This window comes from Pseudomonas sp. GW821-FHT09E12, assembly GCF_059416085.1.
Window position 1 is genome coordinate 680,666 of record NZ_JBWKOM010000004.1, and the last position, 25,113, is coordinate 705,778.

A 25,113-nucleotide genomic window follows, 5' to 3' on the forward strand; every position below is an offset into this window, starting at 1 on the left:
CCTGGATGCCTGATGAACCTTCGCACAATCCTGATTCTCGGCGCCCTGAGCGCCTTCGGTCCTCTGGCCATCGATTTCTATCTGCCGGCGTTCCCGGCGATGGCGCTGGCCTTTGGCACCGATGAAAAACACGTTCAGCTGACCCTGGCGGCCTACTTCCTCGGCCTGTCCATCGGCCAGCTGGCCTACGGCCCGGTGGCCGACCGCTTCGGCCGGCGCATCCCGTTGCTGGTCGGGGTGGGGCTGTTCACCCTGGCGTCCCTGGCCTGTGCCTACGCGCCGAACCTGGAATGGCTGATCGGCGCGCGGTTCGTCCAGGCCCTGGGCGGCTGCGCGGGCATGGTGATTTCCCGGGCGGTGGTCAGCGACAAGTGCGACGCGGTGGGGTCGGCCAAGGTGTTTTCCCAGCTGATGCTGGTCATGGGCCTGGCGCCGATCCTGGCGCCGATGCTCGGCGGCCTGCTGGTGAATCTCTACGGCTGGCAGTCGATCTTCATCATGCTGACCCTGTTCAGCGCCCTGGCCGGCCTGGCGGTAGCACTGGGCTTGCCGGAAAGCCTGCCGGCCCATGTGCCGCGCCAGCCGTTGTCCGGGGCCTTGCGCCAATACGGTCGGTTGCTGGCTGACCGGGTGTTCCTCGGCCATGCCCTGACCGGGGGCATCGCCATCGCCGGGATGTTCGCCTACATCGCCGGTTCGCCTTTTGTCTTCATCAAGCTCTATGGCGTGCCGGCCGAGCATTTCGGCTGGTTCTTCGGGATCAACGCCGGCGGCTTCATCCTGGTGGCGCAGATCAATGCGCGGTTGCTGGCCAAGCGTGGCCCGGCGTTCCTGCTGGCACGCACAGTGTGGATCTACCTGTTGGGTGGCCTGGCCTTGCTCGCCGTCAGTTCGCTGCACCCGGCACAACTCTGGCCACTGCTGGCGCCGCTGTTCATTTGTATCGCCAGCCTGGGCTGCATCCTTCCCAATGCCTCGGCCTGCGCCATGAACGGTCAGGGCGCGCGGGCCGGCAGTGCCTCGGCGATGCTCGGCTGCCTGCAGTTCAGTGTGGCGGCCGGCGCCGCGGCGTTGGTGGGCGTGCTGCACGATGGCAGCGCCGTGCCGATGGCAACGGTCATCAGCCTGTGTGGGATTCTGGTGGTGACGCTGGCGATGGTCACCCGCAAATTGCAGAACGCCAGGGCGCTGCAAGCCGCCCAGCTGTAATCAGCCGGCGGCGCGCTGTTGGCTTTCGGGGAATCGGTGGGGGGCTTGCAGACGCGTTTCCAGCGTATTGGCGAAGGCTCGGGCTTCGGCCTCGCTGCGGAAAGTCACCGCATGCTGGTCGAGTTGAACCTGCCATTGGGTGCCTTTGGATTTTGCCAATTCTTTTATCAGGATCTTCATTGCTGACCTCCTAGCGTAAAAGACTGCATTGCAAAGGCCCCCAGTGTAGACCCGAATACGGTCACAAGTATGACAAGGATCAACTGTCGGACTGACGGCATCCTGCCCCTTTTTAGCGCAGGCAGGACGCCGTCCGCTCCGGCCTCAGAAGCCTTCGAGCACGATCTTGCCCTTGGCCTTGCCGCTTTCCAGCAACGCGTGAGCGCGCCGCAGGTTGGCCGCGTTGATCGTGCCGAAGTGCTCGCCCAGGGTGGTCTTCAAGGTGCCGGCGTCGATCAGCTCGGCGACGCGATTGAGCAGCTTGTGCTGCTCCTGCATGTCCGCGGTTTCGAACAGCGAGCGGGTGTACATGAACTCCCAGTGCAGCGACAGGCTCTTGCGCTTGAGCTTGGTCACATCGAGGGTTTTCGGATCGTCGATCAGCGCCAGCCGGCCCTGGGGCGCGAGGGCCTCGACCAACTCGTCCAGGTGCGTATCGGTCTGGGTCAGGCTGGCGACATGGGTGACGTTGGCCTGGCCGGCTTTTTTCAGTTCCTGGCTCAACGGCTGGCTATGGTCGATCACCAGGTCGGCGCCCAGCTCGCGTACCCAGCCCTGGGTTTCGGCGCGCGAGGCGCTGCCGATGACCTTGAGCCCGGTGAGCTGGCTGGCCAGTTGGGTGAGGATCGAACCGACGCCGCCGGCCGCGCCGACGATCAACAGGCTCTGCTGCCGATCGGCCTGGCCTTCGGCAATCTGCAGGCGTTCGAACAATAGTTCCCAGGCGGTGATCGCGGTCAGCGGCAGGGCGGCGGCTTCGGCGAAGCCCAGGCTCTTGGGCATATGGCCGACGATGCGTTCGTCGACCACGTGCAATTCGCTGTTGCCACCGGCGCGGGCGATCGAGCCAGCGTAGAACACCTTGTCGCCGACCTTGAACAGGCTGACGTCGCTGCCCACCGCCTTGACCACCCCGGCCACGTCCCAGCCCAGCACCTTGGCGGCGCCACCTTCAGGCTGGACGTTCTGGCGGACCTTGGTGTCCACCGGGTTGACCGAGATGGCTTTGACTTCCACCAGCAGGTCGCGGGGGCCGGCGAGCGGCTCCGGCAGTTCGATGTCTTGCAGGGATAGCGGATCGTCGATCGGCAGGGAGGCGTAGTAGGCGATGGCTTTCATGGTGGGTTTTCCTGATGAAGATGAAGGTTGGGTCAGAGGAGCAGCAGGCGCTTGAGCTCGAAATGCTCGATCGCCTCGCGGGTCTGGCTGAGAAAATGCTGGAAGTGCGCCGTGGCGTTGTGAAATTCCAGGGCCGCCTCGTCGTCCCAGCGCTCCAGTACATAAAAGGTGCCTGGGGCTTCGGCGTCCTGATGCAGGTTGTAAAACTGGCAGCCGGCTTCTTCACGGCTCGGTTGCACCAGGGCGCTGAGTTCGCGCTTGAGCACGGCCTGCTGGCCGCTCTTGGCGACAAGGGTGGCGATGGCGGTAAAAGCTTGCGACATAGGGAGTTCCTTCAAAGGCTGGCGTGACGAGCTGATATGACGGTAGGCCGATCATTGGCCATTTCCCCTGAAGATAAAACCGGCTAAAACAGCAGTCTCTTTCAACATTTTTTTGATAATGCCCGGTGAGCCAGATGTTGCGATTCGATGACCTGCAATTGTTCGTGCGCGCCGCCGACCTCGGCAGCCTGTCCGCCGCGGCGCGGGTCATGGACCTGTCGGCGGCGGTGGCCAGCGCTGCGCTCAAGCGTATCGAGCAGCAGCTCGGCGCCCGGCTGCTGGCGCGTTCGACCCGCAGCCTGCGCCTGACCGCCGAGGGCGAAGGGTTTCTCGAATATGCCCGCGCGGCCCTGAGCAACCTGGAGGAAGGCCGGCGCCTGCTGGCCAGCGGGCAGGATCAGGTCAGCGGCGTTCTCCAGCTGTCCGCGCCCTCGGATTTCGGCCGCAATCTGTTGCTGCCCTGGCTCGACCAGTTCCAGCTGGAGCACCCCAAGCTCACGCTGCGCCTGCTGCTGGGCGACCGTATCGCCGACCTGTTTCGCCAGCCGGTGGACATTGCCCTGCGTTACGGCGAACCGGAAGATTCCAGCCTGGTGGCCTTGCCTGTCGCGCCGCAGAACCGCCGGGTGCTGGTGGCCGCCCCCGAGTACCTGGCCCGCCACGGCGAGCCGCGTCAGCTGGAGCAACTGGCCCAGCACAATTGCCTGCTCTACATGCTTGGCAGCCGGGTGCATGACCATTGGAGTTTCCATGACGGCAAGCGCGAGGTCGGCCTGACGGTCAGCGGTGATCGCTTCAGCGACGACGCCGATGTGGTGCGCCTGTGGGCGGTGGCGGGGCGGGGCATCGCCTACAAGTCCTGGCTCGACGTGGCGGCCGATGTGCTGGCCGGGCGGCTCAAGGTGCTGCTGCCGGAGCTGCGCTGCGAACGGGCACCGCTGAACCTGTTGTGCGCGCATCGGGCGCAACTGAGCAAACCGGTGAAGCTGCTGCGGGACATGTTGCAGGCGCGCTGCGCTGAAGTTTCCGCGCATTACCCCAAGCCAACCCATGCCGATCACTGACCCAGGCCGGCGGCGTCGTTGCCGGGTGCGGGCAGGTCGCATCCAGCACTGAGCGGCGGCGTCGATCTTGCACACTCGATTGCAGACCATTCAATCGGGGGGACGGGGCATGGCAAGTCAGGGGTACAGTGCGGCAGAGCGTCTGGAACGCTTGCCCATCAGCGGTTATCACCGGGTCATTTTCATCATCATCGCCCTGGCGTTTTTCTTCGACTCCATGGACCTGGCGATGATGACGTTCCTGCTCGGCTCGATCAAAGCCGAGTTCGGCCTGAGCACGGCCCAGGCCGGCCTGCTGGCCAGTTCGAGCTTCTTCGGCATGGTGGTCGGCGCGTCGCTGTCGGGCATGCTCGCCGACCGCTTCGGGCGCAAGCCGGTGTTCCAGTGGAGCATCGTGCTCTGGGGCATCGCCAGTTACCTGTGCTCCACGGCGCAGACGGTGGACAGCCTGACCCTGTTCCGGGTGCTGCTGGGGATCGGCATGGGCATGGAGTTTCCCATCGCCCAGTCGATGCTCTCGGAGATGATCCCCGCCAAGCGGCGCGGGCGCTATATCGCCTTGATGGATGGCTTCTGGCCGCTGGGTTTCGTCGCGGCGGGCGTGCTCTCGTACTTCCTGCTGCCACTGATCGGCTGGCGCGACATCTTCCTGGTCCTGGCGATCCCGGCGGTGTTCGTGCTGGCGATCCGTTTCTTCATCCCCGAGTCGCCGCGCTGGCTGGAGCAGGCCGGGCGGCACGCCGATGCCGACCAGGTGCTGCGGCGGATCGAGGATAAGGTCCGCGCCTCGCTGCAGCGCGCGGATCTGCCCGAGCCGGTGCGCCTGCCGCGGGTGGAGAGCGTGCCGGGGCACTTCTTTTCGGCCTTGCGCGAGATCTGGTCGCCGCTCTATCGCCAGCGCACGATGATGATCTGGAGTGTGTGGTTCTTTGCCCTGCTGGGTTTTTATGGCCTGACCTCGTGGCTCAGTGCCTTGTTGCAGCAATCGGGTTTCGCCGTGACTCAGTCGGTGTACTACACGGTGCTGATTTCCCTCGGCGGGATTCCCGGCTTCCTCATGGCCGCCTGGCTGGTGGAGCGCTGGGGGCGCAAGCCGGTGTGCGTGATCACCTTGCTGGGCGGTGGAGTCATGGCGTTCTTCTACGGGCAGAGCGCGGTGTTCGGCGGCAACGTGGCGCTGCTGATCAGCTCCGGCCTGTTGATGCAGTTCTTCCTGTTCGGCATGTGGGCGGTGCTCTACACCTACACGCCCGAGTTATATCCCACCTCGGCGCGGGCTACCGGCTCCGGGTTCGCCTCGGCGGTGGGGCGCATCGGGTCGCTGCTCGGGCCGTTGGTGACCGGCGTGGTATTCCCGATGACCGGGCAGGGTGGGGTGTTCGCCCTGGGCGCGCTGTGTTTCGCGGTCGCCGCGGCGGTGGTCTGGCTGTTCGGGATGGAGACCCGGGGCAAGACGCTGGAGGAGTTGAGCGAAGTCGGCGTTTGATCTGTAGCCGCTGCCGCAGGCTGCGATAAGGTTCGAAGAACCTTCCGAGGCCCTCAAGAGCGGCGCCCGCTTCGCGGTCGATCGCAGCCTTCGGCAGCGGCTACATAGTGCGGTCGCGGCGTGGTCGGGTGGTTCGACAGCGGCTACAGGGGGATCGCGGGCAGGTTGCCCGCGATGGCGGTTTACGGCTTGACCAGCCGCGCATCCAGGCTGTTCTGCGCCAGGCGTTTGGCCTGGTCCTGGGTCATGCCCAGGTGGGTGTACAGGGCGTGGAAGTTCTCGGTGACGTAGCCGCCGAAGTAGGCCGGGTCATCGGAGTTCACGGTGACCTTCACCCCACGCTCGAGCATCTCGAGGATGTTGTGCTGCGACATGTGATCGAACACGCAGAGCTTGGTGTTCGACAGCGGGCAGACGGTCAGCGGGATCTGCTCGTCGATGATGCGCTGCATCAGTCGCTCGTCCTCGAAGGCGCGCACGCCATGGTCGATGCGCTGGATCTTCAGCAGGTCGAGGGCTTCCCAGATGTACTCGGGCGGGCCTTCTTCACCGGCGTGGGCGACAGTGAGGAAACCTTCGCTGCGGGCCCGGTCGAACACCCGCTGGAACTTGCTCGGCGGGTGACCCATTTCCGAACTGTCCAGGCCGACCGCGACAAAGGCTTCGCGGAACGGCAGCGCCTGGTCGAGGGTTTTCTGCGCTTCATCTTCGCTCAGATGGCGCAGGAAACTGAGGATCAGGCCGCTGGTGATGCCCAGTTGCTGCTCGCCATCCTTGAGCGCGCTGGCGATGCCGTTGAGCACCACTTCGAAGGGAATGCCGCGATCGGTGTGGGTCTGCGGATCGAAGAAGGGTTCGGTGTGGATGACGTTCTGCTCTTTGCAGCGCAGCAGGTAGGCCCAGGTCAGGTCATAGAAATCCTGGGAGGTGCGCAGTACGTCCGCGCCCTGGTAGTACAGGTCGAGGAACTCTTGCAGGTTGTTGAAGGCATAAGCCTTGCGCAGGGTTTCCACATCGCTCCAGGGCAGGGCGATCTTGTTGCGTTCGGCCAGGGCGAACAGCAGCTCGGGCTCCAGGGATCCTTCGAGGTGCAGGTGCAGTTCGGCCTTGGGCAAGGCGTTCAGCCAGTCGTACATGGGTGTGATCTCATCAGGTGCAGTCGAGCGCTGCGTGAACGTATTGCGCTCCATCATCCTGCGGCGAAAAGCCCACCGCAAGGTTCGATGACAGGCGCCGGCCCCGGGTTTTCCCAGGGCTGCGCGGGCGCGTCAGGTTCCAATCGCGCCCATAAGGGCAGGCATTCTACAGGCGCACGCGGACTATTCGGCAAAACCTGACCCGCCGGGCGATCAGGACGCTTGCGGTTCCCGGCGATAGGCATAGGTATCGGCGAACCGCGACAAGAGGAATTCGGCGCAGGTGGTGACCGGGTACTTCGGCGGATGCCCGGCATCCTGGCAGCCGGGCAGGCATTCGATGCGGGTATCCGGATGGGGTTCGGCGAAGAACGGCATCGAGTAGCGGTCCACCCCCAGCGGGCTGATCACCCGGTGCGGCGTCGACCGGTAACGGTCGTTGCTCCAGCGCGCCATCATGTCGCCGAGGTTGACCACGAAGGTGCCCTCGATGGGTGGGGCGTCGATCCACTGGCCCTGGACGTTGCGCACCTGCAGGCCGCCGGCGCTGTCCTGGTAGAGCAGGGTGATGCAGCCGTAGTCGGTGTGGGCGCCGGCGCCTTGCTGTTCGTCGCTGCTGTCGGTATGCCGCGGCGGGTAATGGATCAGGCGCAAGACGCTGACTGGCTCCTTGAAGCGGCTGTCGAAAAAATCGCGCTCGATGCCCAGGGCCAGGGTCATGGCCCGCAGCAGGGTCTGGGCCAGGGCCTGCATGTCCAGGTAGTGCTGCTCCATCAGGGTTTCCCAGCCGGCGATATCCGGGTGCCGGTTGCTGCCGCGCAACGGTTTTTCCGCGAGCACCTCGGGATGGTCGGCCGGCAGGTGCAGGCCCATGTCGAAGGTTTCCTTGAGGTCGCTTGGCTTGTCCGGGTCCAGTTGCTCGGTGGCGATCGCGCCATAGCCGCGATGGTGGCGGGTCTGGGTGATATCGATCTTGAGTTTCTCGGCGGCCGGCAGGGCGAAGAAATACCGGGCGGCGTCGAGCAACTGACCGATGCGCCCGGAGGTGATCGGGTGGCCCTTGATATAGAAGAACCCCCACTCGCGGCAGGCACGGTCGATCTGCTGGGCGACGCTGTTCCAGCCTTGGGCGTCGTCGCCGTAGAGCGGGCTGATGTCGATGATTGGCAGCTGGTTCATATAAATGCTCTCAAGGTACTCACTGCCCTGTAGCCGCTGCCGCAGGCTGCGATCGATCTGGGCGGCACTCCGACGAAGGGGGCGTGCTCTGGGTATCGAGCAAAGGACCTTCGGAACTTGGTGCAACCCGCGGCAGCGGCTACAGGCGAGTCATTTCGGAATGTCGGCCTTCATGCCTTCCACGTAATAGTTCATCGACGCGAGCTCTGCATTGCTGGCGCTGACCCCGGCGGCGAGTTTTTCCACGCCGGCCTGGTCCTTGATCGGCCCGGTGAACGGGTGGAAGGCGCCGCTCTTGATGTCGGCGATGATCTGCTCGGCCTCACGCTTGACGTCGGCCGGTACCAGGTCGCTGATCGGCAATTGGACCGTGCCTTCCTTCAGGCCGCCCCAGTAGTCCTGGGATTTCCAGCTGTGGTCGAGCACGCCCTGGGTGGCCTGGATGTAGTGCGGGCCCCAGTTGTTGACGATGGAGGTCAGCACCGCTTTCGGTCCGAAGTGGGCCATGTCCGAGGCGTAGCCCACGGCGTACACGCCACGGCGTTCGGCGGCCTGGATCGGCGCCGGGCTGTCGGTGTGCTGGAAGATCACGTCGGCGCCCTGGTCGATCAGGGCGTTGGCGGCGTCGGCTTCCTTGCCCGGGTCGAACCAGGAGTTGACCCACACCACCTTGATCTCGGTGCCCGGGTTGTATTTGTTCAGGGCCAGCTGGATGGCGTTGATGTCGCGGATCACTTCCGGGATCGGGAAGGAGGCGATGTAGCCGACCTTCTTGCTCTTGGTCATCTTCGCCGCGAGGAAACCGCCGACGTAGCGACCTTCATAGGTGCGGGCCAGGTAGGTGCCAAGGTTCTTGTCCTGCTTGTAGCCGGTGGCGTGTTCGAAGGTGGTCTTGGGAAACTGCCTGGCGACTTTCAGGGTCGGGTTCATGTAGCCGAAGGAGGTGGTGAAAATCAGGTCGTACTTATCCTTGGCCATGTTGCGGATCACCCGTTCGGCGTCGGCGCCTTCGGCAACGTTCTCCACGTAGTTGGTCTTGATCTGCTCGCCGAACCTCTCCACCAGCGCCAGGCGCCCCTGTTCATGCTGATAGGTCCAGCCGTGGTCGCCGATCGGGCCGATATAGACGAAGCCGACCTTCAACGGATCGGCGGCGCTGGCGCCCAGCGAGACGCTCAGGCCGATGGCCGCGGTGAGGGCGCACAGCAGTTTTTGCAACGCACGTTTATGCATGAATCCGGACTCCATTTTGTTGTGGGGCGTGGCTGGGCCCTAAGGTTTGAATGGCTCAATGCAAATAGCTGACCAACAGGACAACAAAATCTTCGGCACCAGGGTGAAGCCTTCGCGGGCAAGCCTCGCGCCTACAGAGTCGCGGCGATCATGGGATCCGGCATGGCGTAAAACCTGTAGGAGCGAGGCTTGCCCGCGATCAATCTCAAGGCCGCCCAAGAGCTAACCCGGTGCGCCACGCCCACTCCATGCCAATCCCTGGTGCACTAAGGTGTAACGAAACGTTAGTGACTTCAGGCAGTCTTTAGCTCATCTCTTTCTGCTCGATTTATCCGGTCAAAGGACTGCAATGTTCACTTCACTCAAGCAAGAAAGTTTTCTGTTGCTGGCGCTGCTCGCGGCGCTGGTTGCCTATCCGCTGGAGCATGCGCTGCTCAACAGCGGCCAGGGCGTGGCGCTGATCTCCGGGTTGGTGCTGATCGGTTTTATCGTCGCGGCCTCGATGCGCGTCGCCCATCATGCCGAGCTGTTGGCGGAGAAGGTCGGCGACCCCTACGGCACCATGATCCTGACCCTGGCCGCGGTCCTGGTGGAGGTGGTGATCCTGGCGATCATGATGAGCAACGAGGCCTCGCCGACCCTGGTGCGCGACACCATCTATTCGGCGGTGATGCTCGACATCAACGGCATCCTCGGCCTGGCCGCGCTGATGGGCGGGATCAAGCATGGCGAGCAGGCCTACAACGACGACTCGGCGCGTTCCTACAGTGTGATGATCCTCACCGCCATGGGCGTGTCGATGGTGGTGCCGGAGTTCATTCCCGAGTCGAAGTGGAAGCTCTACTCGGCCTTCACCATTGGCGCCATGGTGCTCTTGTACACCCTGTTCCTGCGCATGCAGGTCGGCGCCCACAGCTACTTCTTCAGCTACAGCTACCCGGAAAAACGCCGCAAGAAAGAACCGACAGAAGATCAGCCGGCGCCTGTCAGCCTAGCGTTTTCCATCGCCACCCTGGTGTTCGGCGTGGTACTGATCGGCGCGTTGGCGGAGGTGATGTCCAAGACCCTCGACCTGGGGCTGGAAGGCACGGGCGCGCCGCCGGTGATCACGGCGATCCTGGTGGCGGCGATTTCCGCGGCGCCGGAAATCCTCACGGCCCTGCGCGCGGCGTTAGCCAATCGCATGCAGTCGGTGGTCAACATTGCGTTGGGCGCGTCGTTGTCGACGGTGATCCTGACGGTGCCGGTGATGGAGGCGATGGCGCTCTACACCGGCCAGCCGTTCCAGATGGCGATGACCCCGGTGCAGACGGTGATGATCTTCATCACCCTGATCGTCAGCGCGATCAACCTCAATGATGGTGAGACCAATGCCATCGAAGGCATGACTCACTTCGTGCTGTTCGCGACCTTCATCATGTTGTCGTTGTTGGGGCTGTAAAAGCTTCGCGGGCAAGCCTCGCTCCTACATCCGGCGTGATTCATTCTGGAAATGATCGGAACCGGTTCCCTGTAGGAGCGAGCTTGCTCGCGATAACGCCGGATCAGACGCCGCCGATCAACTCCCGCGCCGCTTGCCGGTGATCGGCAATCAGGCCCCGCACATCCAGGCCCTCGACCTGCCCGTCGATCACCCGCCACTGGCCGCCGACCATCACCCGGTCCGCCCGGTCCGCGCCGCACAGCAGCAACGCCGACAACGGATCATGGCTGCCGGAGAAACGCAGCTCATCGAGCTTGAACAGCGCCAGGTCGGCCTGCTTGCCCACGGCCAGCTCGCCGATATCGCTGCGCCCCAGCAGCCGTGCCGAACCCTGGGTGGCCCAGCCCAGCACCAACTCCGGGGTGATCTTTTCGGCGCCGTAGCGCAGGCGCTGCAGGTACAGGGCCTGACGGGTTTCGAGAATCATGTTCGAGGCGTCGTTCGAGGCCGAGCCATCCACCCCTAGGCCGACGGGTGCGCCGGCGTCGGTCAGTTCCAGGGTCGGGCAGATGCCCGAGGCCAGGCGCATGTTGGAGCTCGGGCAATGGCAGATGCCGGTCCCGGCGGCCCCGAGGCGGGCGATTTCATCCGGGTTGAAATGGATGCCGTGGGCCAGCCAGGTCCGCGGGCCGAGCCAGCCGACGCTGTCCAGGTAGTCCACGGTGCGCAGGTCGAAACGTTGCAGGCAGAAGTCTTCCTCGTCGAGGGTTTCCGCCAGGTGGGTGTGCAGGCGCACGTCGAGTTTTGCCGCCAGCTCGGCGCTGGCCGCCATGATCTCTGGGGTCACCGAGAACGGCGAGCAGGGCGCCAGGGCGATCTGGATCTGCGCGCCGGCGCCGCGTTCGTGGTACTCGGCGATCAGCCGCTGGCTGTCGGCGAGAATCACCTCGCCCTGTTGCACGGTCTGTTGCGGCGGCAGGCCGCCATCCGCTTCGCCGAGGCTCATGGAGCCGCGGGTGAGCATGGCGCGCATGCCCAGTTCGCGCACGCTGGCCACCTGCACGTCGATGGCGTTTTCCAGGCCTTCGGGGAACAGGTAGTGGTGGTCGGCGGCGGTGGTGCAGCCCGACAGCAGCAGTTCGGCCAGCGCCACTTTACTGGCCAGGGCGAGTTTCTCCGGGGTCAGCCGGGCCCAGACCGGGTACAGGGTTTTCAGCCAGGGGAACAGCGGCTGGTTGACCACTGGCGCCCAGGCGCGGGTCAGGGTCTGATAGAAGTGGTGATGGGTGTTGATCAGCCCCGGCAGCAGCACATGCTCGCGGGCATCGAAGACCTGTCCACAGGGCTGGGCGGGTTGCTGGCCGGCGCCGAGCACTTCGACGATCAGGCCGTCTTGCAGCACCAGGCCGCCACGGGCGTCGAGGGCATTGCCGGTGAAAATGGCGAGGGGATTCTTTAACCAGGTACGGGTCGCAGGCATGGTGGCCGGCTCCTCTGAAAGTGGGTTCAGGTTAGCCAGCTCAGTGTTGCCCTGTCTGCTGATCCAGGGTCGCCACGGGGGCGAGGTGCGCAGTTTACGGGGAGACCGCTGCGCGGTCTATCGCGGGCAAGCCTCGCTCCTACACACGGCGGTGACTGTAGGAGCGAGGCTTGCCCGCGATGGCGTCCGGCGCTCGACCACGAACTGGGCGCTGCGATGTCGGCCGCGGCTACAGGTGCAGGCTTACCAGGGAATGGTCTCGCCCTTGTAGTTGACGAAATGGTGCCCGCCCTTGCCGGTATAGGCATTGATCTGCTCGATCAGGCCACGGGTGCTGGTCTCGACGTCGATGTCCGCGCCCTCGCCGCCCATGTCGGTCTTCACCCAGCCCGGGTGCAGCGACAGCACGGTGAGCTTCTGCTCGAGCTGGGTGACGAAGCTGTTGGTCATGGAGTTCAGTGCCGCCTTGCTGGCCTTGTACAGCGCCAGCTCCGGCGCGTCGGGCATGGTCACGCTGCCCAGTACCGAACTCATGAACGCCAGCACGCCGCTGTCCGGACGGATCTGTGGGAGGAAACGCTGGGCCAGGTTGATCGGCGCCACGGCGTTGGTGAAAAACAATTGGCCGACTTCCGCGAGGGTCGCCTTGCCTGGCGTCTGGTCGTCCGGCCCCTTGACCCCGGCGTTGACGAACAGCAGGTCGAACACTTCGCCTTTGAGCTTCTGGTTCAGGGCGATCACCGCCTGCTGGTCGTCCATGTCCAGTTGCTCGATACGGACCGGGCCCAGGGCCTTGAGCGCCTCGGCTTTTTGCGGGTTGCGCACGGTGGCGGTGACCTGCCAGCCAGCGTCCAGCAGACGTTGCACCAGGCCCAGGCCCAGGCCTCTGGAGGCGCCGATGATCAGTGCGGTTTTTGGCGTAGACATGCGGGGATTCCTTGATGAGTGAAGATCATGGATTTAATGGGCAACGCTGGCCGAGCCGTTGTCGCAGCTCCTGGCGCAACTCGCCCAGTTCGCTGATGCGGGTCTCGATCAGGGTCAGTTTGTCTTGCAGCAGTTGCGTCACGGCGCTGTCCGGATCGCTGGCATGCCAGATCGCGGCAACGCTGCTGCCGATTTCGCCGAGGCTGAAGCCCAGGCGCTGCGCGGTCTTGATGTAGAGCACCAGCTGCACCGTGTCGCTGGGGTATTCACGATAGCCGTTGGCGCTGCGTTGCGCCGCGATCAACCCGCGCTGCTCGTAGAAGCGCAGGGTATCGCGGCTGACGGCGCAGGCCTGGGCAAGTTCACCGATGCGCATGCTGGAGTCTCGGAAGGGCTTGACCCTGGAGCATACTCCAGGCTTTAGCTTGTGTGCTCCTTGAATATCCGGAGCGATCCTTTATGTGGAGCACAACGCAATACCGTCAATTGGTGCGGGCCAGCGGTTGGTACGACCTGATCGTCACCGCCGCCTTTGTCACCCCCTGGAGCTTTCTCGCCCTGCACGGCCTGATGCAGCAGTGGAGCCGGGCCCTCGACCTGCCCGGCGCACTGCCGCCGTTCGAGCCCATGCACATGCTGATGGTCAACCTGATGGGCTCGATCGTCTGCGTGTGGTCGGTGCTGCGCATCCGCGATCCGCAACTGGCCTTCGGACGCTACGACGCCGCCGGCCGGCTGCTGTTCGCCACCTGGCAGATCTACGCCCTGGCCCAGGGTGGCACGGCCTTGATCGGCGTGATCCTGTTTTTCGAGCTGGCCTGGGCGGTGGCGCAGTTGTGGCCGGTTCGCGAGCGGGACAGACGCCTCGAGCCCTTGCCAGGGATTCCGTAGGAGCGAGGCTTGCCCGCGATAACGCCCGCCCGAACGCTACCTATCGCCCCGCCTGCCACGGCTGCCCCAGCGACACTGGCGCATACAGGCGGGTGCGCAGCGCATCCCGGGACAGCAGCACCAGCACCAGGATGGTCGCGGCATACGGCAGCATCGCCAGCAGGTTCGAAGGGACCGCCAGGCCCAGGCCTTGCGCCACCAGATGCAGGATGCTGGCGAGACCGAACAGGTAGGCGCCGAGCAGCAGGCGCCACACCCGCCAGCTGGCGAACACCACCAGCGCCAGGGCGATCCAGCCGCGCCCGGCGCTCATGTTTTCCGCCCACATCGGTGTGTAGGCCAGGGACAGGTATGCCCCGGCCAGGCCGGCCATGGCGCCGCCGAACAGCACCGCCAGGGTGCGTACCCGCAGCACCGGCAGGCCCATGGCGCTGGCCGCGTCGGGGTTTTCGCCGACCGCCTGGATGATCAGGCCGACCCGGCTTTTCAGGATCACCCAGGCCACCAGGGCGAACAGGGCGAAGGACAGGTAGACCAGCAGGTCCTGGGCAAACAGCATGCGCCCGATCAAGGGGATTTCGCTCAGCAGCGGAATCGCCATGGGTTCAAACCCGGCCAGCGGTTTGCCGACCCAACTGGCGCCAACGAAGCTCGACAGCCCGACCCCAAAGATGGTCAGGGCCAGGCCGGTGGCCACCTGATTGGCGTTGAACACCAGTGCCACCAGGGCGAACAGCGATGACAGCAGCATGCCGGCGAGCATCGCCAGCAGTACGCCGAGCCACAGGTTGCCGCTGTTCAGGGCGACGATAAAACCGATCACCGCGCCAAACAGCATCATGCCTTCCTGGCCGAGGTTGAGGACGCCGCTCTTCTCGCAGATCAGTTCGCCCAGGGCCACCAGCAGCAGTGGTGTACCGCAGCGGATCATGGCGTAGAAAATATTGCTCAACAGATCGATATCCATCACAGCGCTCCTGCCTGCACGCAAGGGTTGGCGGCGCGACGTGCCCAGCGCAGGTTCAGGCGCGGCCGATAGAGAATCAGCACGTCACTGGCCAGCAGGAAGAACAGCATCATGCCCTGGAACAACTGGGTGATGGCTTGCGGCAGGTTGAGGCTCATCTGCGCGTTCTCGCCGCCGATGTACAGCAGCGCCATCAGCAGGCTGGAGAACAGAATGCCGATGGGGTGCAGGCGGCCGAGAAAGGCCACGGTGATCGCCGCATAGCCATAGCCGGGCGATACCTGGGGCACCAGCTGGCCGATGGGGCCGGTGACTTCGCACACCCCGGCCAGGCCGGCCAGCCCACCGCTGATCAGCAGCGCCAGCCAGATCAGGCGCTTCTCGCGAAAACCGACGAAGCCGGCGGCGCGCTTGTCCAGCCCCAGCACCTTGATCTGGAACCCGACGAAGCTTTTTTGCAGCAGCACCCACACCGCCACCAGGGCCAGTAGGGCGAAATACACCCCGGCATGCACCCGGCCGTCTTCCAGGAGCAGCGGCAGGCGGCTGGCATCGCCGAACATCGCCGACTCGGGGAAGTTGAACCCGGCCGGGTTTTTCAGCGGCCCATGCACGCAGTACAGCAGCAGGTTCAGGGCGATGTAGTTGAGCATGATGCTGGTGAGGATTTCATTGGCGTTGAAGTGCGTGCGCAACCAGGCGGTGAGGCCGGCCCAGGCGGCGCCGGCCAGGGTGCCGGTGAGCAGGATCAGCACCAGCGCCCAGCGGCTTTGCAGGTCGATGATGTTCACCGCCAGGGCGCTGCCGGCCAGGGCGCCGAGTAGAAGTTGGCCTTCGGCGCCGATGTTCCAGATCCGCGCCTGATACGCCACGGCCAGGCCGAGGGCGCAGAGCAGGATCGGCAGGGCCTTGACCAGCAGTTCGGAGACGCCATACAGGTCGCTGATCGGGGCGATCAGCAAGGTGTGCAGGGTTTCCAGCGGGTCGTGGCCCAGGGTGATGAACAGCAACGAGCCACAGCCCAGGGTCAGGGCCGCGGCCAACAGCGGCGAGCACCAGAGCATCAGGCGCGATTGCTGGCCGCGGGGTTCGAGAGAAAGCAGCATAAATAAACAGCTCCGTTACGCTGGCTGAGCGGATAAGTGGACGGGGGTATCGAACTGGCCGGCCATCCAGCCGCCGACTTCGACCAGGCTGGTGTCCGCGGTGGCCTTGAGGGCCGACAGGCGACCGCTGCACAGGGCCGCCAGGCGATCGCTGATCTGGAACAGTTCATCGAGGTCTTCGGAGATCACCAGGATCGCCGCACCCGCATCGCGCAGGGCCACCAGGGCCCGGTGGATAGTCGCGGCGGCGCCGACGTCGACGCCCCAGGTCGGGTGCGCGGCGATCAGCAGCCTGGGGTGCTGGAGGATTTCCCGGCCGAGGATGAATTTCTGCAGATTGCCGCCGGACAGGCTGCGGGCGGCGGTCTGGCTGTCCGGCGTTTTCACCGCGAAGCGGCGAATGATGTCCTCGGCCAGGGCCAGCACCTTGCCGCGCTGAATCAGGCCGTTGCTCACCAGCCCTTGCTGGAAGGCGGTCAGCAGGGTGTTGTCCGCCAGGCTCAGTTCCGGCACGGCGCCATGGCCCAGGCGCTCGGCCGGGACGAACGCCAGGCCCAGTCGGCGGCGGGCATCGGGATGCAAATGGGCAACGTACTGGCCGGCGAAGCGCAGGGTGGAAGCGGCGGCACGGCCAAGACGCTGTTCGCCGCTGAGCAGGGCCAGCAGTTCGTCCTGGCCATTGCCGGCGACCCCGGCGATGCCGACGATTTCACCGCTGCGCACGTCCAGGTCGATGTTCTGGAGCGAGCAGCCGAACGGGGCCGGATTGGGCCAGGACAGTTTCTGTACCTGCAGGAAGGCCTCGCCGCCCTTGGCCTTCGGGTAATCGGTGATCAGGCTCGCGGCTTCGCCGACCATCAGCCGCGCCAATTCCTGGTCCGAGCATTCGGCGGGTATGCAGTGCCCGGCCACCCGTCCACCGCGCAGCACCGTGGCGCTGTGGCACAGGGCGCGGACTTCGCCGAGCTTGTGGCTGATGAACAGAATGCTGCAGCCCTCGCTGGCCAGGCGGCGCAGGGTGACGAACAGTTCGTCGGCTTCCTGGGGCGTCAGCACCGAGGTCGGCTCGTCGAGGATCAGCAGGCGGATGTCCTGCATCAGGCAGCGAATGATCTCCACCCGCTGGCGTTCGCCGATGGACAGGCTGTGCACCAGGCGTTCCGGCTCCAGGGCGATGCCGTAGCGCTGCGAGACCTGGCGGATCTTCGGCTCCAGCTGCTTCGGCGTACCGGCCGCGGCGCCCATGGCCAGGGCGATGTTCTGCGCCACGGTCAGGGTCTCGAACAGCGAGAAATGCTGGAACACCATGCCGATCCCCAGGCTGCGCGCCTGGGCCGGATTGCGCATGAGCTGATGCTGTCCCTGCCAGATCACCTCGCCCGAGTCGGCCTGGGTCACCCCGTAGATGATTTTCATCAGGGTGCTTTTGCCGGCGCCGTTTTCACCGAGCAGGGCGTGGATTTCCCCCGGCTGGATACTCAGGTCGATCCCGTCGTTGGCCAGGCAACCGGGATAACGCTTGGTGATTCCGCGCAGTTGCAGGCGGGGTGTTGCAGCGGGGATGGGAACAGGGTTGGGCATGACGGACTCGGGTTGCTGAACGTTATGCCGGTGGATAAAGCAATTTCCTGGCCAGTGAGTCAGGAAACTGCCGAGACCCCGATGAACTGCGGCCTCGTGCCCCCTTTGCTCGTTACCTGCACCGCTGTTCGGCACCAGTTCAGGGCAAGGTGCTTGAAACGGCGGCGGTTTTGCCCGAACGGTCTGGTCGAAAAATGATCAGGTGCCTGCAAGCCTTGCGCTCTATGCGGCTGGCGCAGCCTTGCACGGGTTATCCACAGCTTGTTCCACAGTATTTGTGCGCAAGCCCGAAGGCCGGGCATAAGCACTGTGTGGCTTTCTTCTAAAAGCGATAAACAACGCTAACTTACTGTTTTAGTTTGAAAAATATGTTTTTGGCGGGTGATTGGCTGAAAAGTGAGCAATCGCTGCAAAGCCACGTGACAGAAGGGTTACAGGCAAGTGTGCTCAGGTTATCCACAGTCGGGTGCACAGCAGGTGTGGGCAAGTCGGCTATCCCCCGGGCCGTTGTGCACAGGATGATTTCGAGGCGTTGGTGCGTATTGGTGCGCTCAGCGCTGCAAGAGGATGCGCCCACGACTCAGGTCGGCCAGCTGGCTTTGCAAGGTGGCGATCTGGCTTTCGCCCAGGGCCAGTTGCAGTTCTACGCCGTTGGCCGTGAAGTGTTCCTCGACCAGCAGCCCGCCGAGTTCGGCGACCCGCAGCTTGACCAGTGCCAGCTCGCTGAAGTTGCAGGCGCAACGCAGGGCTACGCGGCTGATCAGTTCGATGCGTTCGGCGCCTTGCAGGCATTTGTTGGCGCTGCCGCCATAGGCGCGGGCCAGGCCGCCGGTGCCCAGCTGAATGCCGCCGTACCAGCGAATCACCAGCACCGCGACCTGATCGCAGTCCTGGGCTTCGATGGCCGCGAGGATCGGGCGGCCGGCTGTGCCGCCGGGCTCGCCGTCGTCGCTGCTGCGGTATTGCTCGGCGAGTTTCCAGGCCCAGCAGTTATGGGAGGCGTCGGGATCGCTGTGCCGTTCGATAAAGGCTTGGGCCTCGGTCGCGCTGGTGATTGGCGCGGCAAGGGCGATAAAGCGGCTTTTGCGAATCTCTTCGCGGTATTCGCAAAGGCCGGCGAGGGTAAAGGGCATGCGTTGTGTTCTTTATAAGGCAGGCTTGAGGCCGCACCCCTTGAGGATGATGCGGATCAGGTTGTTGCCGGCGTCTTCCATGTCCTGCTTGGTCAGCTTGCTGCGACCGGTGACGCGGCAGATCTGAGTGGCGAAGTCGGCGTAATGCTGGGTGCTGCCCCACAGCAGGAAGATCAGGTGCACCGGGTCCACGGGGTCCATCTTGCCGGCGTCGATCCAGGCCTGGAATACCGCGGCGCGCCCCTGGAACCAGGCGCGGTAGTCCTGGCTGAAATATTCGCTGAGGCATTCGCCGCCGCTGATGATCTCCATGGCGAAGATTCGCGAGGCCTGCGGCTGGCGCCGGGAGAACTCCATCTTGGCGCGGATGTAGCGGGTCAGCGCTTCGGCCGGGTCGTCCTCGGCGGTCAGGGTGTTGAAGGTGCTGTCCCACAGCTCGAGGATGTTGCTCAGCACCGCGACATACAAACCAAGCTTGTTGGTGAAGTAGTAATGCAGGTTGGCCTTGGGCAGGCCGGCATTCTGCGCGATGGTGTTCATGCTGGTGCCTTTGAAACCGTGACGGGCGAACTCGTCTTCGGCGGCCTTGATGATCGCTTCTTCGTTTTTCTGACGAATACGGCTGGCGGGCTTGGCGGTTTGAGGGCCGGCGTGGGCTGGGACTTCAAGGGTCATAGGCGTTTCCGAGCTGTTCTGTGGGTGCAACCAGTGCGTTGATAGCGCACCCACAGGCCTCAGACAAGCCTTAATGGGCAGAAAACCCTTAAAGCGGTTCCAGGGTGTCGCTTTCACCGGCCGGATTTGCGTCACGCAGCGCGGCCCGGTCTTCCGGCAGCAACAGGCACATGAGGATTGCGGTCAGGCCGCCGCTGGTGATCGCCGAATCGAACAGGTTCTGCACCACCTTGGGCAACAGGTGCAGCAGGTTCGGTTGCGCCGCGATCCCCAGGCCGACGCCGAAGGAGGTGGCGATGATCAGCATGCTGCGCCGGTCCAGCGGTGCCTGGGCGAGGATGCGCACACCGGCCGCAGCGACGCTGCCGAACATCACCAGGGTGGCGCCGCCGAGCACTGGCTTGGGGATTTGCTGCAGCACCGCGCCGATCAGTGGAAACAGGCCCAGGCAAAACAGCAACAGGCCGATGTACAGCCCGACATGGCGGCTGGCCACGCCGGTCAGCTGAATCACCCCGTTGTTCTGGGCGAAGGTGGTGTTGGGGAAGGCGCTGAAGGTCGCGGCGATCATGCAGCTGACGCCGTCGCCGAGAATGCCGCCCTTGAGCCGGCTTATATAAGAAGGGCCGCTGATGGGCTGGCGGGCGAGCATGCAGTTGGCGGTCAGGTCGCCGACGGTTTCGAGGGTGCTGATCAGGTAGATCAGCGCCACGGGCAGGAACGCCGTCCAGTCGAAGCTGAAACCGAAGCGGAAGGGTGTCGGCAGGCTGATCAGCGGCAGGTCGGGCAACGCCTGGGGCACCAGCTTGCCGCTGAACCAGGCGGCGAGGCTGCCCAGGGCCAGGCCGATGATGATCGCCGACAGTCGTACCCAGGGCGTGTTCGAGCGGTTCAGCAGGATGATGGTCAATAGCACCAACAGGCCCAGCGCCAGGTTGCCCGGCGCGCCGAAATCCGCGGCATTGAAGCCGCCGCCCAGGTCGGTGATGCCGACCTTGATCAGGCTGACACCGATCAGGGTAATCACGATGCCGGTGACCAGCGGCGTGATGACCCGGCGCAATTGGCCGATGAAGCGGCTCAGGACGATCTGCACCGCCGCGCCAAAAAAGCACACGCCAAAAATCATCGCCAGGATGTCTTCCGGGCTGCCGCCCCGTTGCTTGACCAGAAAACCCGCGGACAGCACCGCGCCGAGGAAGGCAAAGCTGGTGCCTTGCAGGCAGATCATCCCCGCGCCGATTCCGAACGGCCGACGCGCCTGAATGAAGGTGCCGACGCCGGAAACCATCAGCGCCATGCTGATCAGGTAGGGCAGGTGGGCGCCCAGGCCCAGGGTCGAGCCGATCACCAGCGGCGGGGTGATGATGCCGACGAAACTCGCCAGCACATGCTGCAGGGCGGCGAGGATCGCGGCGAGTGGTTTCGGGCGATCGTCGAGACCGTAGATCAGGTCGCTTTGGCGCAAGGTGTCTGGCTGCATGGACGGGGAACTCAGGGCTGATGGTTCAAGGTCATCGTGTCCTGCAAAAAGCTGTCCAAGTGCTCAGGTTATTGCCTGTGTTTGCCGTTATGGGGCAATGGGGGCGGGGCATTTATAGTGTCGTAGGTTTTTTCAACGGGTGGCCGCCAGGCTGTCCAGGAAGCTTTCCAGCACCAAATGGGGGCGACGGCCCTTGCGTGTGACCGATGCCAGGCTCAGGTCATAAAAACGTGAACCGGGTTTGAGCGCGCGCAGTCGTCCCTGCTGGACCCAGAGGCTGGCGTAGTGGTCCGGCAGGTAGCCAATGTAGCGTCCGGTGAGAATCAGGAACGCCATGCCTTCGCGGTCCGAAGCGCTGGCGGTGCAATTGAGCGCCTGGTAATGAGCCTGGATCTCGGCGGGCAGGCGGAAGGTCGGGGCGATGGCGTCCTGCTCGTTGAGGCGCCTATCGTCCAGTTGCTTGTCGTCGACATAAAACAGCGGGTGGCCGACGGCGCAATAAAGCAGCGAGCGTTCGCTGTACAGCGGTTGGTATTCCAGCCCGGACAAGGCACTGGCCTGGGGCACTACGCCGACATGCAGGCGCCCGTCGAGCACGCCTTGTTCGACTTCGTTGGGGGCGATCATGCGGATCTGGATCTGCACGTCCGGCCCGCGCTCCTTCAGTTGCGCCAGTGCATGGGTGATGCGCATGTGGGGCAGGGTGACCAGGTTGTCGGTCAGGCCGATGATCAGTTCGCCACGCAGGTGCCGGTGCAGGCCGTTGACCTCGGTACGAAAGCTTTCCAGGGCGCTCAACAGTTGCAGGGCCGATTGATATACCTCGCGACCCTCTTCGGTCAGCGAGAAACCGGCGCGTCCGCGTTGGCACAGGCGCAGGCCGAGACGCTGCTCGAGGTCGCTCATCTGCTGGCTGATGGCTGAGCGACCGATGCCGAGCACAGTTTCCGCGGCGGAGAAGCCACCGCACTCGACCACGCTGCGAAAGATCCGCAGCAGGCGGATATCAAAGTCGCTGACTTGCGCCAGCGGGTCGGCGCGACGGCTGCTCATAGTTTAGTGGGCCACTGACTGAAGGTTATAAAAGTTGGATTTCACCGACTTTATAGCCGTGGCAACTTAGCTGCAACAACGCTTTCCGATCCCTGCGCCGCTTATTGCCCTGCGAGGTTTTGCCCCATGAACATGCATGAAAACGCTCCAGCTTCCCTGGCCAGCCAGCTCAAGCTCGATGCTCACTGGATGCCCTACACCGCCAACCGCAACTTCCAGCGCGATCCGCGCCTGATCGTCGCCGCCGAAGGCAGCTGGCTGGTCGACGACAAGGGGCGCAAGGTCTATGACTCGCTGTCCGGCCTGTGGACCTGTGGCGCCGGCCACACCCGCAAGGAAATCCAGGAAGCGGTGGCCAAGCAACTGGGCACCCTCGATTACTCGCCAGGCTTCCAGTACGGTCACCCGCTGTCGTTCCAGCTGGCCGAGAAAATCACCGCGCTGACCCCGGGCAATCTGAACCATGTGTTCTTCACCGACTCCGGTTCCGAATGCGCCGATACCGCGGTGAAAATGGTGCGCGCCTACTGGCGCCTGAAAGGCCAGTCGACCAAGACCAAGATGATCGGCCGTGCCCGTGGCTATCACGGCGTGAACATTGCCGGTACCAGCCTCGGCGGGGTCAACGGCAACCGTAAACTGTTCGGCCAGGCGATGATGGATGTCGACCACCTGCCGCACACCCTGCTGGCAAGCAACGCGTTCTCCCGTGGCATTCCGGAGCAGGGCGGTATCGCGCTGGCCGACGAACTGCTCAAGCTGATCGAACTGCATGACGCCTCCAACATCGCCGCGGTGTTCGTCGAGCCTCTGGCCGGTTCCGCTGGCGTGCTGGTGCCGCCACAGGGTTACCTCAAGCGCCTGCGGGAAATCTGCGACCAGCACAATATCCTGCTGGTGTTCGACGAAGTGATCACCGGTTTCGGCCGTACCGGCAAGATGTTTGGTGCCGACAGCTTTGGCGTGACTCCGGACCTGATGTGCATCGCCAAGCAAGTCACCAACGGCGCGATTCCGATGGGCGCGGTGATTGCCAGCTCCGAGATCTACCAGACCTTCATGAACCAGCCGACCCCCGAGTATGCGGTGGAATTCCCCCACGGCTATACCTACTCGGCGCACCCAGTGGCTTGCGCGGCCGGTCTGGCGGCACTGGATCTGTTGCAGAAAGAAAACCTGGTGCAGAGCGTCGCTGACGTGGCACCGCATTTCGAGAAGGCACTGCACGGCATCAAGGGTACGAAGAATGTCATCGACATCCGTAACTACGGCCTGGCCGGTGCCATCCAGATTGCCCCGCGCGATGGCGATGCCATCGTGCGTCCGTTCGAAGCGGGCATGGCCCTGTGGAAAGCCGGTTTCTACGTACGCTTCGGCGGCGACACCCTGCAGTTCGGGCCGACCTTCAACAGCAAGCCGCAGGATCTGGACCGTCTGTTCGATGCCGTCGGCGAAGTGCTGAACAAGCTCGACTGATTTCCAAAAACTGTAGGAGCCGAGCTTGCTCGCGATGGCGTACTCATGGGCGCCATCGTGGTTCGGTTCATATTCAAAGTCATCTTTATAAAGCAGGCGCCCCTTGGCGGGCGCCTGTGGACAACTTCAGGAGTTCCCCGATGAGCGTTATCCCGCATTTGATCAATGGTGAACTGGTGACCGAGAGCGGTCGCGCGGTCGATGTGTTCAATCCGTCCACCGGTCAGGCGATCCACAAGCTGCCGCTGGCCAGCCGCGAAACCATCCAGAGCGCCATCGATGCCGCCAAGGCTGCCTTCCCGGCCTGGCGCAACACGCCGCCGGCCAAGCGTGCCCAGGTGATGTTCCGCTTCAAGCAATTGCTGGAGCAGAACGAATCGCGCATCGCCCAGTTGATCAGCGAAGAACACGGCAAGACCCTGGAAGACGCCGCCGGTGAGCTCAAGCGTGGTATCGAAAACGTCGAGTTCGCCTGTGCCGCTCCGGAAATCCTCAAGGGCGAGTACAGCCGCAACGTCGGCCCGAACATTGATGCCTGGTCCGACTTCCAGCCGCTGGGCGTGGTTGCCGGTATCACCCCGTTCAACTTCCCGGCGATGGTGCCACTGTGGATGTATCCGCTGGCGATCGTCTGCGGCAACTGCTTCATCCTCAAACCATCCGAGCGTGACCCGAGTTCGACCCTGCTGATTGCCCAGCTGTTGCTGGAAGCCGGCCTGCCGAAAGGCGTGCTGAGTGTGGTGCACGGCGACAAGGCCGCGGTGGACGCGCTGATCGAAGCGCCGGAAGTCAAGGCACTGAGCTTCGTTGGTTCGACGCCGATTGCCGAATACATCTACGCCGAAGGCACCAAGCGCGGCAAACGCGTGCAGGCACTGGGCGGCGCGAAGAACCACGCCGTGCTGATGCCGGATGCCGACCTGGACAACGCGGTCAGTGCCTTGATGGGCGCGGCCTATGGTTCCTGCGGCGAGCGTTGCATGGCGATCTCGGTTGCCGTGTGTGTCGGCGACCAGGTGGCCGATGCGTTGGTGGCCAAGCTGGCACCGCAGATCAAGGCGCTGAAAATCGGTGCCGGCACTTCCTGTGGCCTGGACATGGGGCCGCTGGTCACAGGTCAGGCGCGGGACAAGGTCAGCGGTTATGTCGAGGATGGCGTGAAGGCAGGCGCGAAACTGGTGGTCGACGGCCGTGGCCTGAGCGTGCCGGGCCATGAAGAAGGCTTCTTCCTTGGTGGCTGCCTGTTCGACAACGTCACCCCGGAAATGCGCATCTATAAAGAAGAGATCTTCGGGCCGGTGCTGTGCGTCGTGCGGGTGAACAGCCTGGAAGAGGCCATGCAACTGATCAACGATCACGAATATGGCAACGGCACCTGCATCTTTACCCGTGACGGTGAAGCGGCGCGTCTGTTCTGTGACGAGATTGAAGTCGGGATGGTAGGCGTCAACGTACCGCTGCCGGTACCGGTGGCGTACCACAGCTTCGGCGGCTGGAAGCGTTCGCTGTTTGGCGACCTGCATGCCTACGGTCCGGACGGCGTGCGCTTCTATACCCGTCGCAAGGCGATCACTCAGCGTTGGCCACAGCGTGCCAGCCATGAAGCCTCGCAGTTCGCCTTCCCTAGCTTGTAATAAGTAGAAGGGTATTAAAGGCCGCCCCCTTGGGGGCGGCCTTTGCTTTTAGGGGCGGTTTTGACCGATATGACAGATTTGTGAAAATAAGTGTTGACGGCAGATTCTGGAAGTCTATAATTCGCCCCACTTCCGGCGCAGTCGAAACGGAAAACTCCTTGAGATTCAACGAGTTACGCGGTTTTCGACAGTGGTTACGCTTCAGTTCATCGAGGCCCGAAGGAGTTGATTCGGCAGTAAGTTTTCGCCGAGTTAACGATTCGATCTTCTCGGTCGAAAGCGGAGAAAAAGAGGTGTTGACAGCAGCGTGTAACGC

The 25,113-nt window shown here is 63.9% G+C and carries 24 protein-coding genes; 7 read left to right on the forward strand and 17 right to left on the reverse strand.

Translation table 11 applies throughout. The features are described 5' to 3' along the window. The first annotated feature begins 12 nt into the window (after positions 1-12). Complete coding sequence (locus tag AC07PQ_RS14955) at positions 13-1,209, forward strand: multidrug effflux MFS transporter (RefSeq protein WP_007923287.1); 1,197 nt, start codon at positions 13-15, stop codon at positions 1,207-1,209. Here AC07PQ_RS14955 and AC07PQ_RS14960 read toward each other — a convergent pair whose 3' ends face one another. The 3 genes from AC07PQ_RS14960 to AC07PQ_RS14970 all read right to left on the reverse strand — a co-directional run bounded on the left by AC07PQ_RS14960 (position 1,210) and on the right by AC07PQ_RS14970 (position 2,870). Continuing rightward, entirely contained in the window at positions 1,210-1,389 is a 180-nt protein-coding gene (locus AC07PQ_RS14960) for a hypothetical protein (RefSeq protein ID WP_007923286.1), read from the reverse strand. Positions 1,390-1,533: 144 nt separating this feature from the next. Then, positions 1,534-2,547, reverse strand: a complete 1,014-nt coding sequence (locus AC07PQ_RS14965; protein WP_493185788.1) for a zinc-binding alcohol dehydrogenase family protein — start codon at positions 2,545-2,547, stop codon at positions 1,534-1,536. A gap of 32 nt (positions 2,548-2,579) precedes the next feature. Continuing rightward, positions 2,580-2,870: a putative quinol monooxygenase gene (locus AC07PQ_RS14970; protein ID WP_007923283.1), complete on the reverse strand. Its 291-nt coding sequence runs from the start codon at positions 2,868-2,870 to the stop codon at positions 2,580-2,582. Between the two features lie 134 nt (positions 2,871-3,004). Here AC07PQ_RS14970 and vimR point away from each other — a divergent pair, with 134 nt between their 5' ends. Together vimR and AC07PQ_RS14980 are read left to right on the forward strand one after the other, a co-directional pair. Continuing rightward, positions 3,005-3,934, forward strand: a complete 930-nt coding sequence (gene vimR / locus AC07PQ_RS14975) for a transcription regulator VimR (protein ID WP_087092583.1) — start codon at positions 3,005-3,007, stop codon at positions 3,932-3,934. Positions 3,935-4,043: 109 nt separating this feature from the next. Beyond that, positions 4,044-5,420: an MFS transporter gene (locus AC07PQ_RS14980; RefSeq protein WP_007923281.1), complete on the forward strand. Its 1,377-nt coding sequence runs from the start codon at positions 4,044-4,046 to the stop codon at positions 5,418-5,420. Positions 5,421-5,602: 182 nt separating this feature from the next. On the opposite strand, the gene AC07PQ_RS14985 is transcribed toward AC07PQ_RS14980, so the two are convergent. The 3 genes from AC07PQ_RS14985 to AC07PQ_RS14995 all read right to left on the reverse strand — a co-directional run bounded on the left by AC07PQ_RS14985 (position 5,603) and on the right by AC07PQ_RS14995 (position 8,968). Continuing rightward, entirely contained in the window at positions 5,603-6,556 is a 954-nt protein-coding gene (locus tag AC07PQ_RS14985) for an adenosine deaminase (RefSeq protein WP_007923280.1), read from the reverse strand. A gap of 213 nt (positions 6,557-6,769) precedes the next feature. Continuing rightward, positions 6,770-7,735 carry a 2-oxoglutarate and iron-dependent oxygenase domain-containing protein gene (locus AC07PQ_RS14990; RefSeq protein ID WP_493185789.1) on the reverse strand — a complete coding sequence of 322 codons (966 nt, stop codon included), beginning with the start codon at positions 7,733-7,735 and terminating at the stop codon, positions 6,770-6,772. A 150-nt stretch (positions 7,736-7,885) separates the two neighbouring features. Further along, positions 7,886-8,968, reverse strand: a complete 1,083-nt coding sequence (locus AC07PQ_RS14995; protein ID WP_493185790.1) for a BMP family ABC transporter substrate-binding protein — start codon at positions 8,966-8,968, stop codon at positions 7,886-7,888. Positions 8,969-9,317: 349 nt separating this feature from the next. Here AC07PQ_RS14995 and AC07PQ_RS15000 point away from each other — a divergent pair, with 349 nt between their 5' ends. After that, positions 9,318-10,409: a calcium:cation antiporter gene (locus AC07PQ_RS15000; RefSeq protein ID WP_007930681.1), complete on the forward strand. Its 1,092-nt coding sequence runs from the start codon at positions 9,318-9,320 to the stop codon at positions 10,407-10,409. Between the two features lie 103 nt (positions 10,410-10,512). Here the strand turns inward: AC07PQ_RS15000 and AC07PQ_RS15005 are convergent, their stop codons facing one another. The 3 genes from AC07PQ_RS15005 to AC07PQ_RS15015 all read right to left on the reverse strand — a co-directional run bounded on the left by AC07PQ_RS15005 (position 10,513) and on the right by AC07PQ_RS15015 (position 13,174). Next, positions 10,513-11,871 carry an 8-oxoguanine deaminase gene (locus AC07PQ_RS15005; RefSeq protein ID WP_493185791.1) on the reverse strand — a complete coding sequence of 453 codons (1,359 nt, stop codon included), beginning with the start codon at positions 11,869-11,871 and terminating at the stop codon, positions 10,513-10,515. A 243-nt stretch (positions 11,872-12,114) separates the two neighbouring features. Beyond that, positions 12,115-12,798 (reverse strand): SDR family oxidoreductase, encoded by a 684-nt coding sequence (locus tag AC07PQ_RS15010; protein ID WP_053259522.1) that lies wholly within the window; start codon positions 12,796-12,798, stop codon positions 12,115-12,117. Positions 12,799-12,823: 25 nt separating this feature from the next. After that, entirely contained in the window at positions 12,824-13,174 is a 351-nt protein-coding gene (locus AC07PQ_RS15015) for a MerR family transcriptional regulator (RefSeq protein ID WP_493185792.1), read from the reverse strand. An 83-nt stretch (positions 13,175-13,257) separates the two neighbouring features. On the opposite strand from AC07PQ_RS15015, the gene AC07PQ_RS15020 reads away from it, so the two are divergent. Continuing rightward, on the forward strand, positions 13,258-13,689 hold the full coding sequence (locus AC07PQ_RS15020) for a hypothetical protein (protein ID WP_493185793.1): 432 nt from the start codon (positions 13,258-13,260) through the stop codon (positions 13,687-13,689). A gap of 40 nt (positions 13,690-13,729) precedes the next feature. Here AC07PQ_RS15020 and AC07PQ_RS15025 read toward each other — a convergent pair whose 3' ends face one another. The 7 genes from AC07PQ_RS15025 to AC07PQ_RS15055 all read right to left on the reverse strand — a co-directional run bounded on the left by AC07PQ_RS15025 (position 13,730) and on the right by AC07PQ_RS15055 (position 21,687). After that, the gene (locus tag AC07PQ_RS15025) at positions 13,730-14,656 is read right to left on the reverse strand and encodes an ABC transporter permease (protein ID WP_007930689.1); all 927 of its coding nucleotides are present in this window, start codon (positions 14,654-14,656) and stop codon (positions 13,730-13,732) included. Then, complete coding sequence (locus AC07PQ_RS15030) at positions 14,656-15,762, reverse strand: ABC transporter permease (protein WP_493185794.1); 1,107 nt, start codon at positions 15,760-15,762, stop codon at positions 14,656-14,658. Before AC07PQ_RS15030 ends, AC07PQ_RS15025 begins: the two co-directional genes overlap by 1 nt. A 15-nt stretch (positions 15,763-15,777) precedes the next feature. Then, on the reverse strand, positions 15,778-17,343 hold the full coding sequence (locus AC07PQ_RS15035; RefSeq protein ID WP_493185795.1) for an ABC transporter ATP-binding protein: 1,566 nt from the start codon (positions 17,341-17,343) through the stop codon (positions 15,778-15,780). A gap of 551 nt (positions 17,344-17,894) precedes the next feature. Continuing rightward, positions 17,895-18,476, reverse strand: a complete 582-nt coding sequence (locus AC07PQ_RS15040) for an IMPACT family protein (RefSeq protein ID WP_493185796.1) — start codon at positions 18,474-18,476, stop codon at positions 17,895-17,897. A 12-nt stretch (positions 18,477-18,488) separates the two neighbouring features. Then, positions 18,489-19,151 carry a TetR/AcrR family transcriptional regulator gene (locus tag AC07PQ_RS15045; RefSeq protein WP_007930696.1) on the reverse strand — a complete coding sequence of 221 codons (663 nt, stop codon included), beginning with the start codon at positions 19,149-19,151 and terminating at the stop codon, positions 18,489-18,491. Between the two features lie 88 nt (positions 19,152-19,239). Beyond that, positions 19,240-20,634 carry a uracil-xanthine permease family protein gene (locus AC07PQ_RS15050; RefSeq protein ID WP_102680508.1) on the reverse strand — a complete coding sequence of 465 codons (1,395 nt, stop codon included), beginning with the start codon at positions 20,632-20,634 and terminating at the stop codon, positions 19,240-19,242. Between the two features lie 132 nt (positions 20,635-20,766). Next, positions 20,767-21,687: a LysR family transcriptional regulator gene (locus AC07PQ_RS15055; RefSeq protein ID WP_007930700.1), complete on the reverse strand. Its 921-nt coding sequence runs from the start codon at positions 21,685-21,687 to the stop codon at positions 20,767-20,769. 126 nt (positions 21,688-21,813) lie between these two features. Here AC07PQ_RS15055 and aptA point away from each other — a divergent pair, with 126 nt between their 5' ends. Together aptA and AC07PQ_RS15065 are read left to right on the forward strand one after the other, a co-directional pair. Then, positions 21,814-23,163, forward strand: coding sequence for an omega-aminotransferase AptA (aptA, locus tag AC07PQ_RS15060; RefSeq protein WP_053259531.1), 1,350 nt, complete (start codon positions 21,814-21,816; stop codon positions 23,161-23,163). A 140-nt stretch (positions 23,164-23,303) separates the two neighbouring features. Next, the gene (locus AC07PQ_RS15065) at positions 23,304-24,797 is read left to right on the forward strand and encodes a CoA-acylating methylmalonate-semialdehyde dehydrogenase (protein ID WP_493185797.1); all 1,494 of its coding nucleotides are present in this window, start codon (positions 23,304-23,306) and stop codon (positions 24,795-24,797) included. On the opposite strand, the gene AC07PQ_RS15070 is transcribed toward AC07PQ_RS15065, so the two are convergent. Further along, positions 24,787-25,113 (reverse strand): hypothetical protein (locus AC07PQ_RS15070; protein ID WP_493185798.1); only part of this gene is annotated, 327 nt, incomplete at its 5' end. The genes AC07PQ_RS15065 and AC07PQ_RS15070 overlap by 11 nt on opposite strands.

Bases quoted from the DNA above. Each gene is read 5' to 3' on its own strand.
- AC07PQ_RS15010 (WP_053259522.1), bottom strand. From the start codon at position 12,798: ATGTCTACGCCAAAAACCGCACTGATCATCGGCGCCTCCAGAGGCCTG.
- AC07PQ_RS14980 (WP_007923281.1), top strand. From the start codon at position 4,044: ATGGCAAGTCAGGGGTACAGTGCGGCAGAGCGTCTGGAACGCTTGCCC.
- AC07PQ_RS15050 (WP_102680508.1), bottom strand. From the start codon at position 20,634: ATGCAGCCAGACACCTTGCGCCAAAGCGACCTGATCTACGGTCTCGAC.
- AC07PQ_RS15040 (WP_493185796.1), bottom strand. From the start codon at position 18,476: ATGCCCTTTACCCTCGCCGGCCTTTGCGAATACCGCGAAGAGATTCGC.
- AC07PQ_RS14985 (WP_007923280.1), bottom strand. From the start codon at position 6,556: ATGTACGACTGGCTGAACGCCTTGCCCAAGGCCGAACTGCACCTGCAC.
- AC07PQ_RS15030 (WP_493185794.1), bottom strand. From the start codon at position 15,762: ATGCTGCTTTCTCTCGAACCCCGCGGCCAGCAATCGCGCCTGATGCTC.
- AC07PQ_RS14965 (WP_493185788.1), bottom strand. From the start codon at position 2,547: ATGAAAGCCATCGCCTACTACGCCTCCCTGCCGATCGACGATCCGCTA.
- AC07PQ_RS14995 (WP_493185790.1), bottom strand. From the start codon at position 8,968: ATGCATAAACGTGCGTTGCAAAAACTGCTGTGCGCCCTCACCGCGGCC.
- AC07PQ_RS15035 (WP_493185795.1), bottom strand. From the start codon at position 17,343: ATGCCCAACCCTGTTCCCATCCCCGCTGCAACACCCCGCCTGCAACTG.
- AC07PQ_RS14970 (WP_007923283.1), bottom strand. From the start codon at position 2,870: ATGTCGCAAGCTTTTACCGCCATCGCCACCCTTGTCGCCAAGAGCGGC.
- aptA (WP_053259531.1), top strand. From the start codon at position 21,814: ATGAACATGCATGAAAACGCTCCAGCTTCCCTGGCCAGCCAGCTCAAG.
- AC07PQ_RS14990 (WP_493185789.1), bottom strand. From the start codon at position 7,735: ATGAACCAGCTGCCAATCATCGACATCAGCCCGCTCTACGGCGACGAC.
- vimR (WP_087092583.1), top strand. From the start codon at position 3,005: ATGTTGCGATTCGATGACCTGCAATTGTTCGTGCGCGCCGCCGACCTC.
- AC07PQ_RS14955 (WP_007923287.1), top strand. From the start codon at position 13: ATGAACCTTCGCACAATCCTGATTCTCGGCGCCCTGAGCGCCTTCGGT.
- AC07PQ_RS15005 (WP_493185791.1), bottom strand. From the start codon at position 11,871: ATGCCTGCGACCCGTACCTGGTTAAAGAATCCCCTCGCCATTTTCACC.
- AC07PQ_RS15025 (WP_007930689.1), bottom strand. From the start codon at position 14,656: ATGGATATCGATCTGTTGAGCAATATTTTCTACGCCATGATCCGCTGC.
- AC07PQ_RS15000 (WP_007930681.1), top strand. From the start codon at position 9,318: ATGTTCACTTCACTCAAGCAAGAAAGTTTTCTGTTGCTGGCGCTGCTC.
- AC07PQ_RS15015 (WP_493185792.1), bottom strand. From the start codon at position 13,174: ATGCGCATCGGTGAACTTGCCCAGGCCTGCGCCGTCAGCCGCGATACC.
- AC07PQ_RS15065 (WP_493185797.1), top strand. From the start codon at position 23,304: ATGAGCGTTATCCCGCATTTGATCAATGGTGAACTGGTGACCGAGAGC.
- AC07PQ_RS15020 (WP_493185793.1), top strand. From the start codon at position 13,258: ATGTGGAGCACAACGCAATACCGTCAATTGGTGCGGGCCAGCGGTTGG.
- AC07PQ_RS15055 (WP_007930700.1), bottom strand. From the start codon at position 21,687: ATGAGCAGCCGTCGCGCCGACCCGCTGGCGCAAGTCAGCGACTTTGAT.
- AC07PQ_RS15045 (WP_007930696.1), bottom strand. From the start codon at position 19,151: ATGACCCTTGAAGTCCCAGCCCACGCCGGCCCTCAAACCGCCAAGCCC.
- AC07PQ_RS14960 (WP_007923286.1), bottom strand. From the start codon at position 1,389: ATGAAGATCCTGATAAAAGAATTGGCAAAATCCAAAGGCACCCAATGG.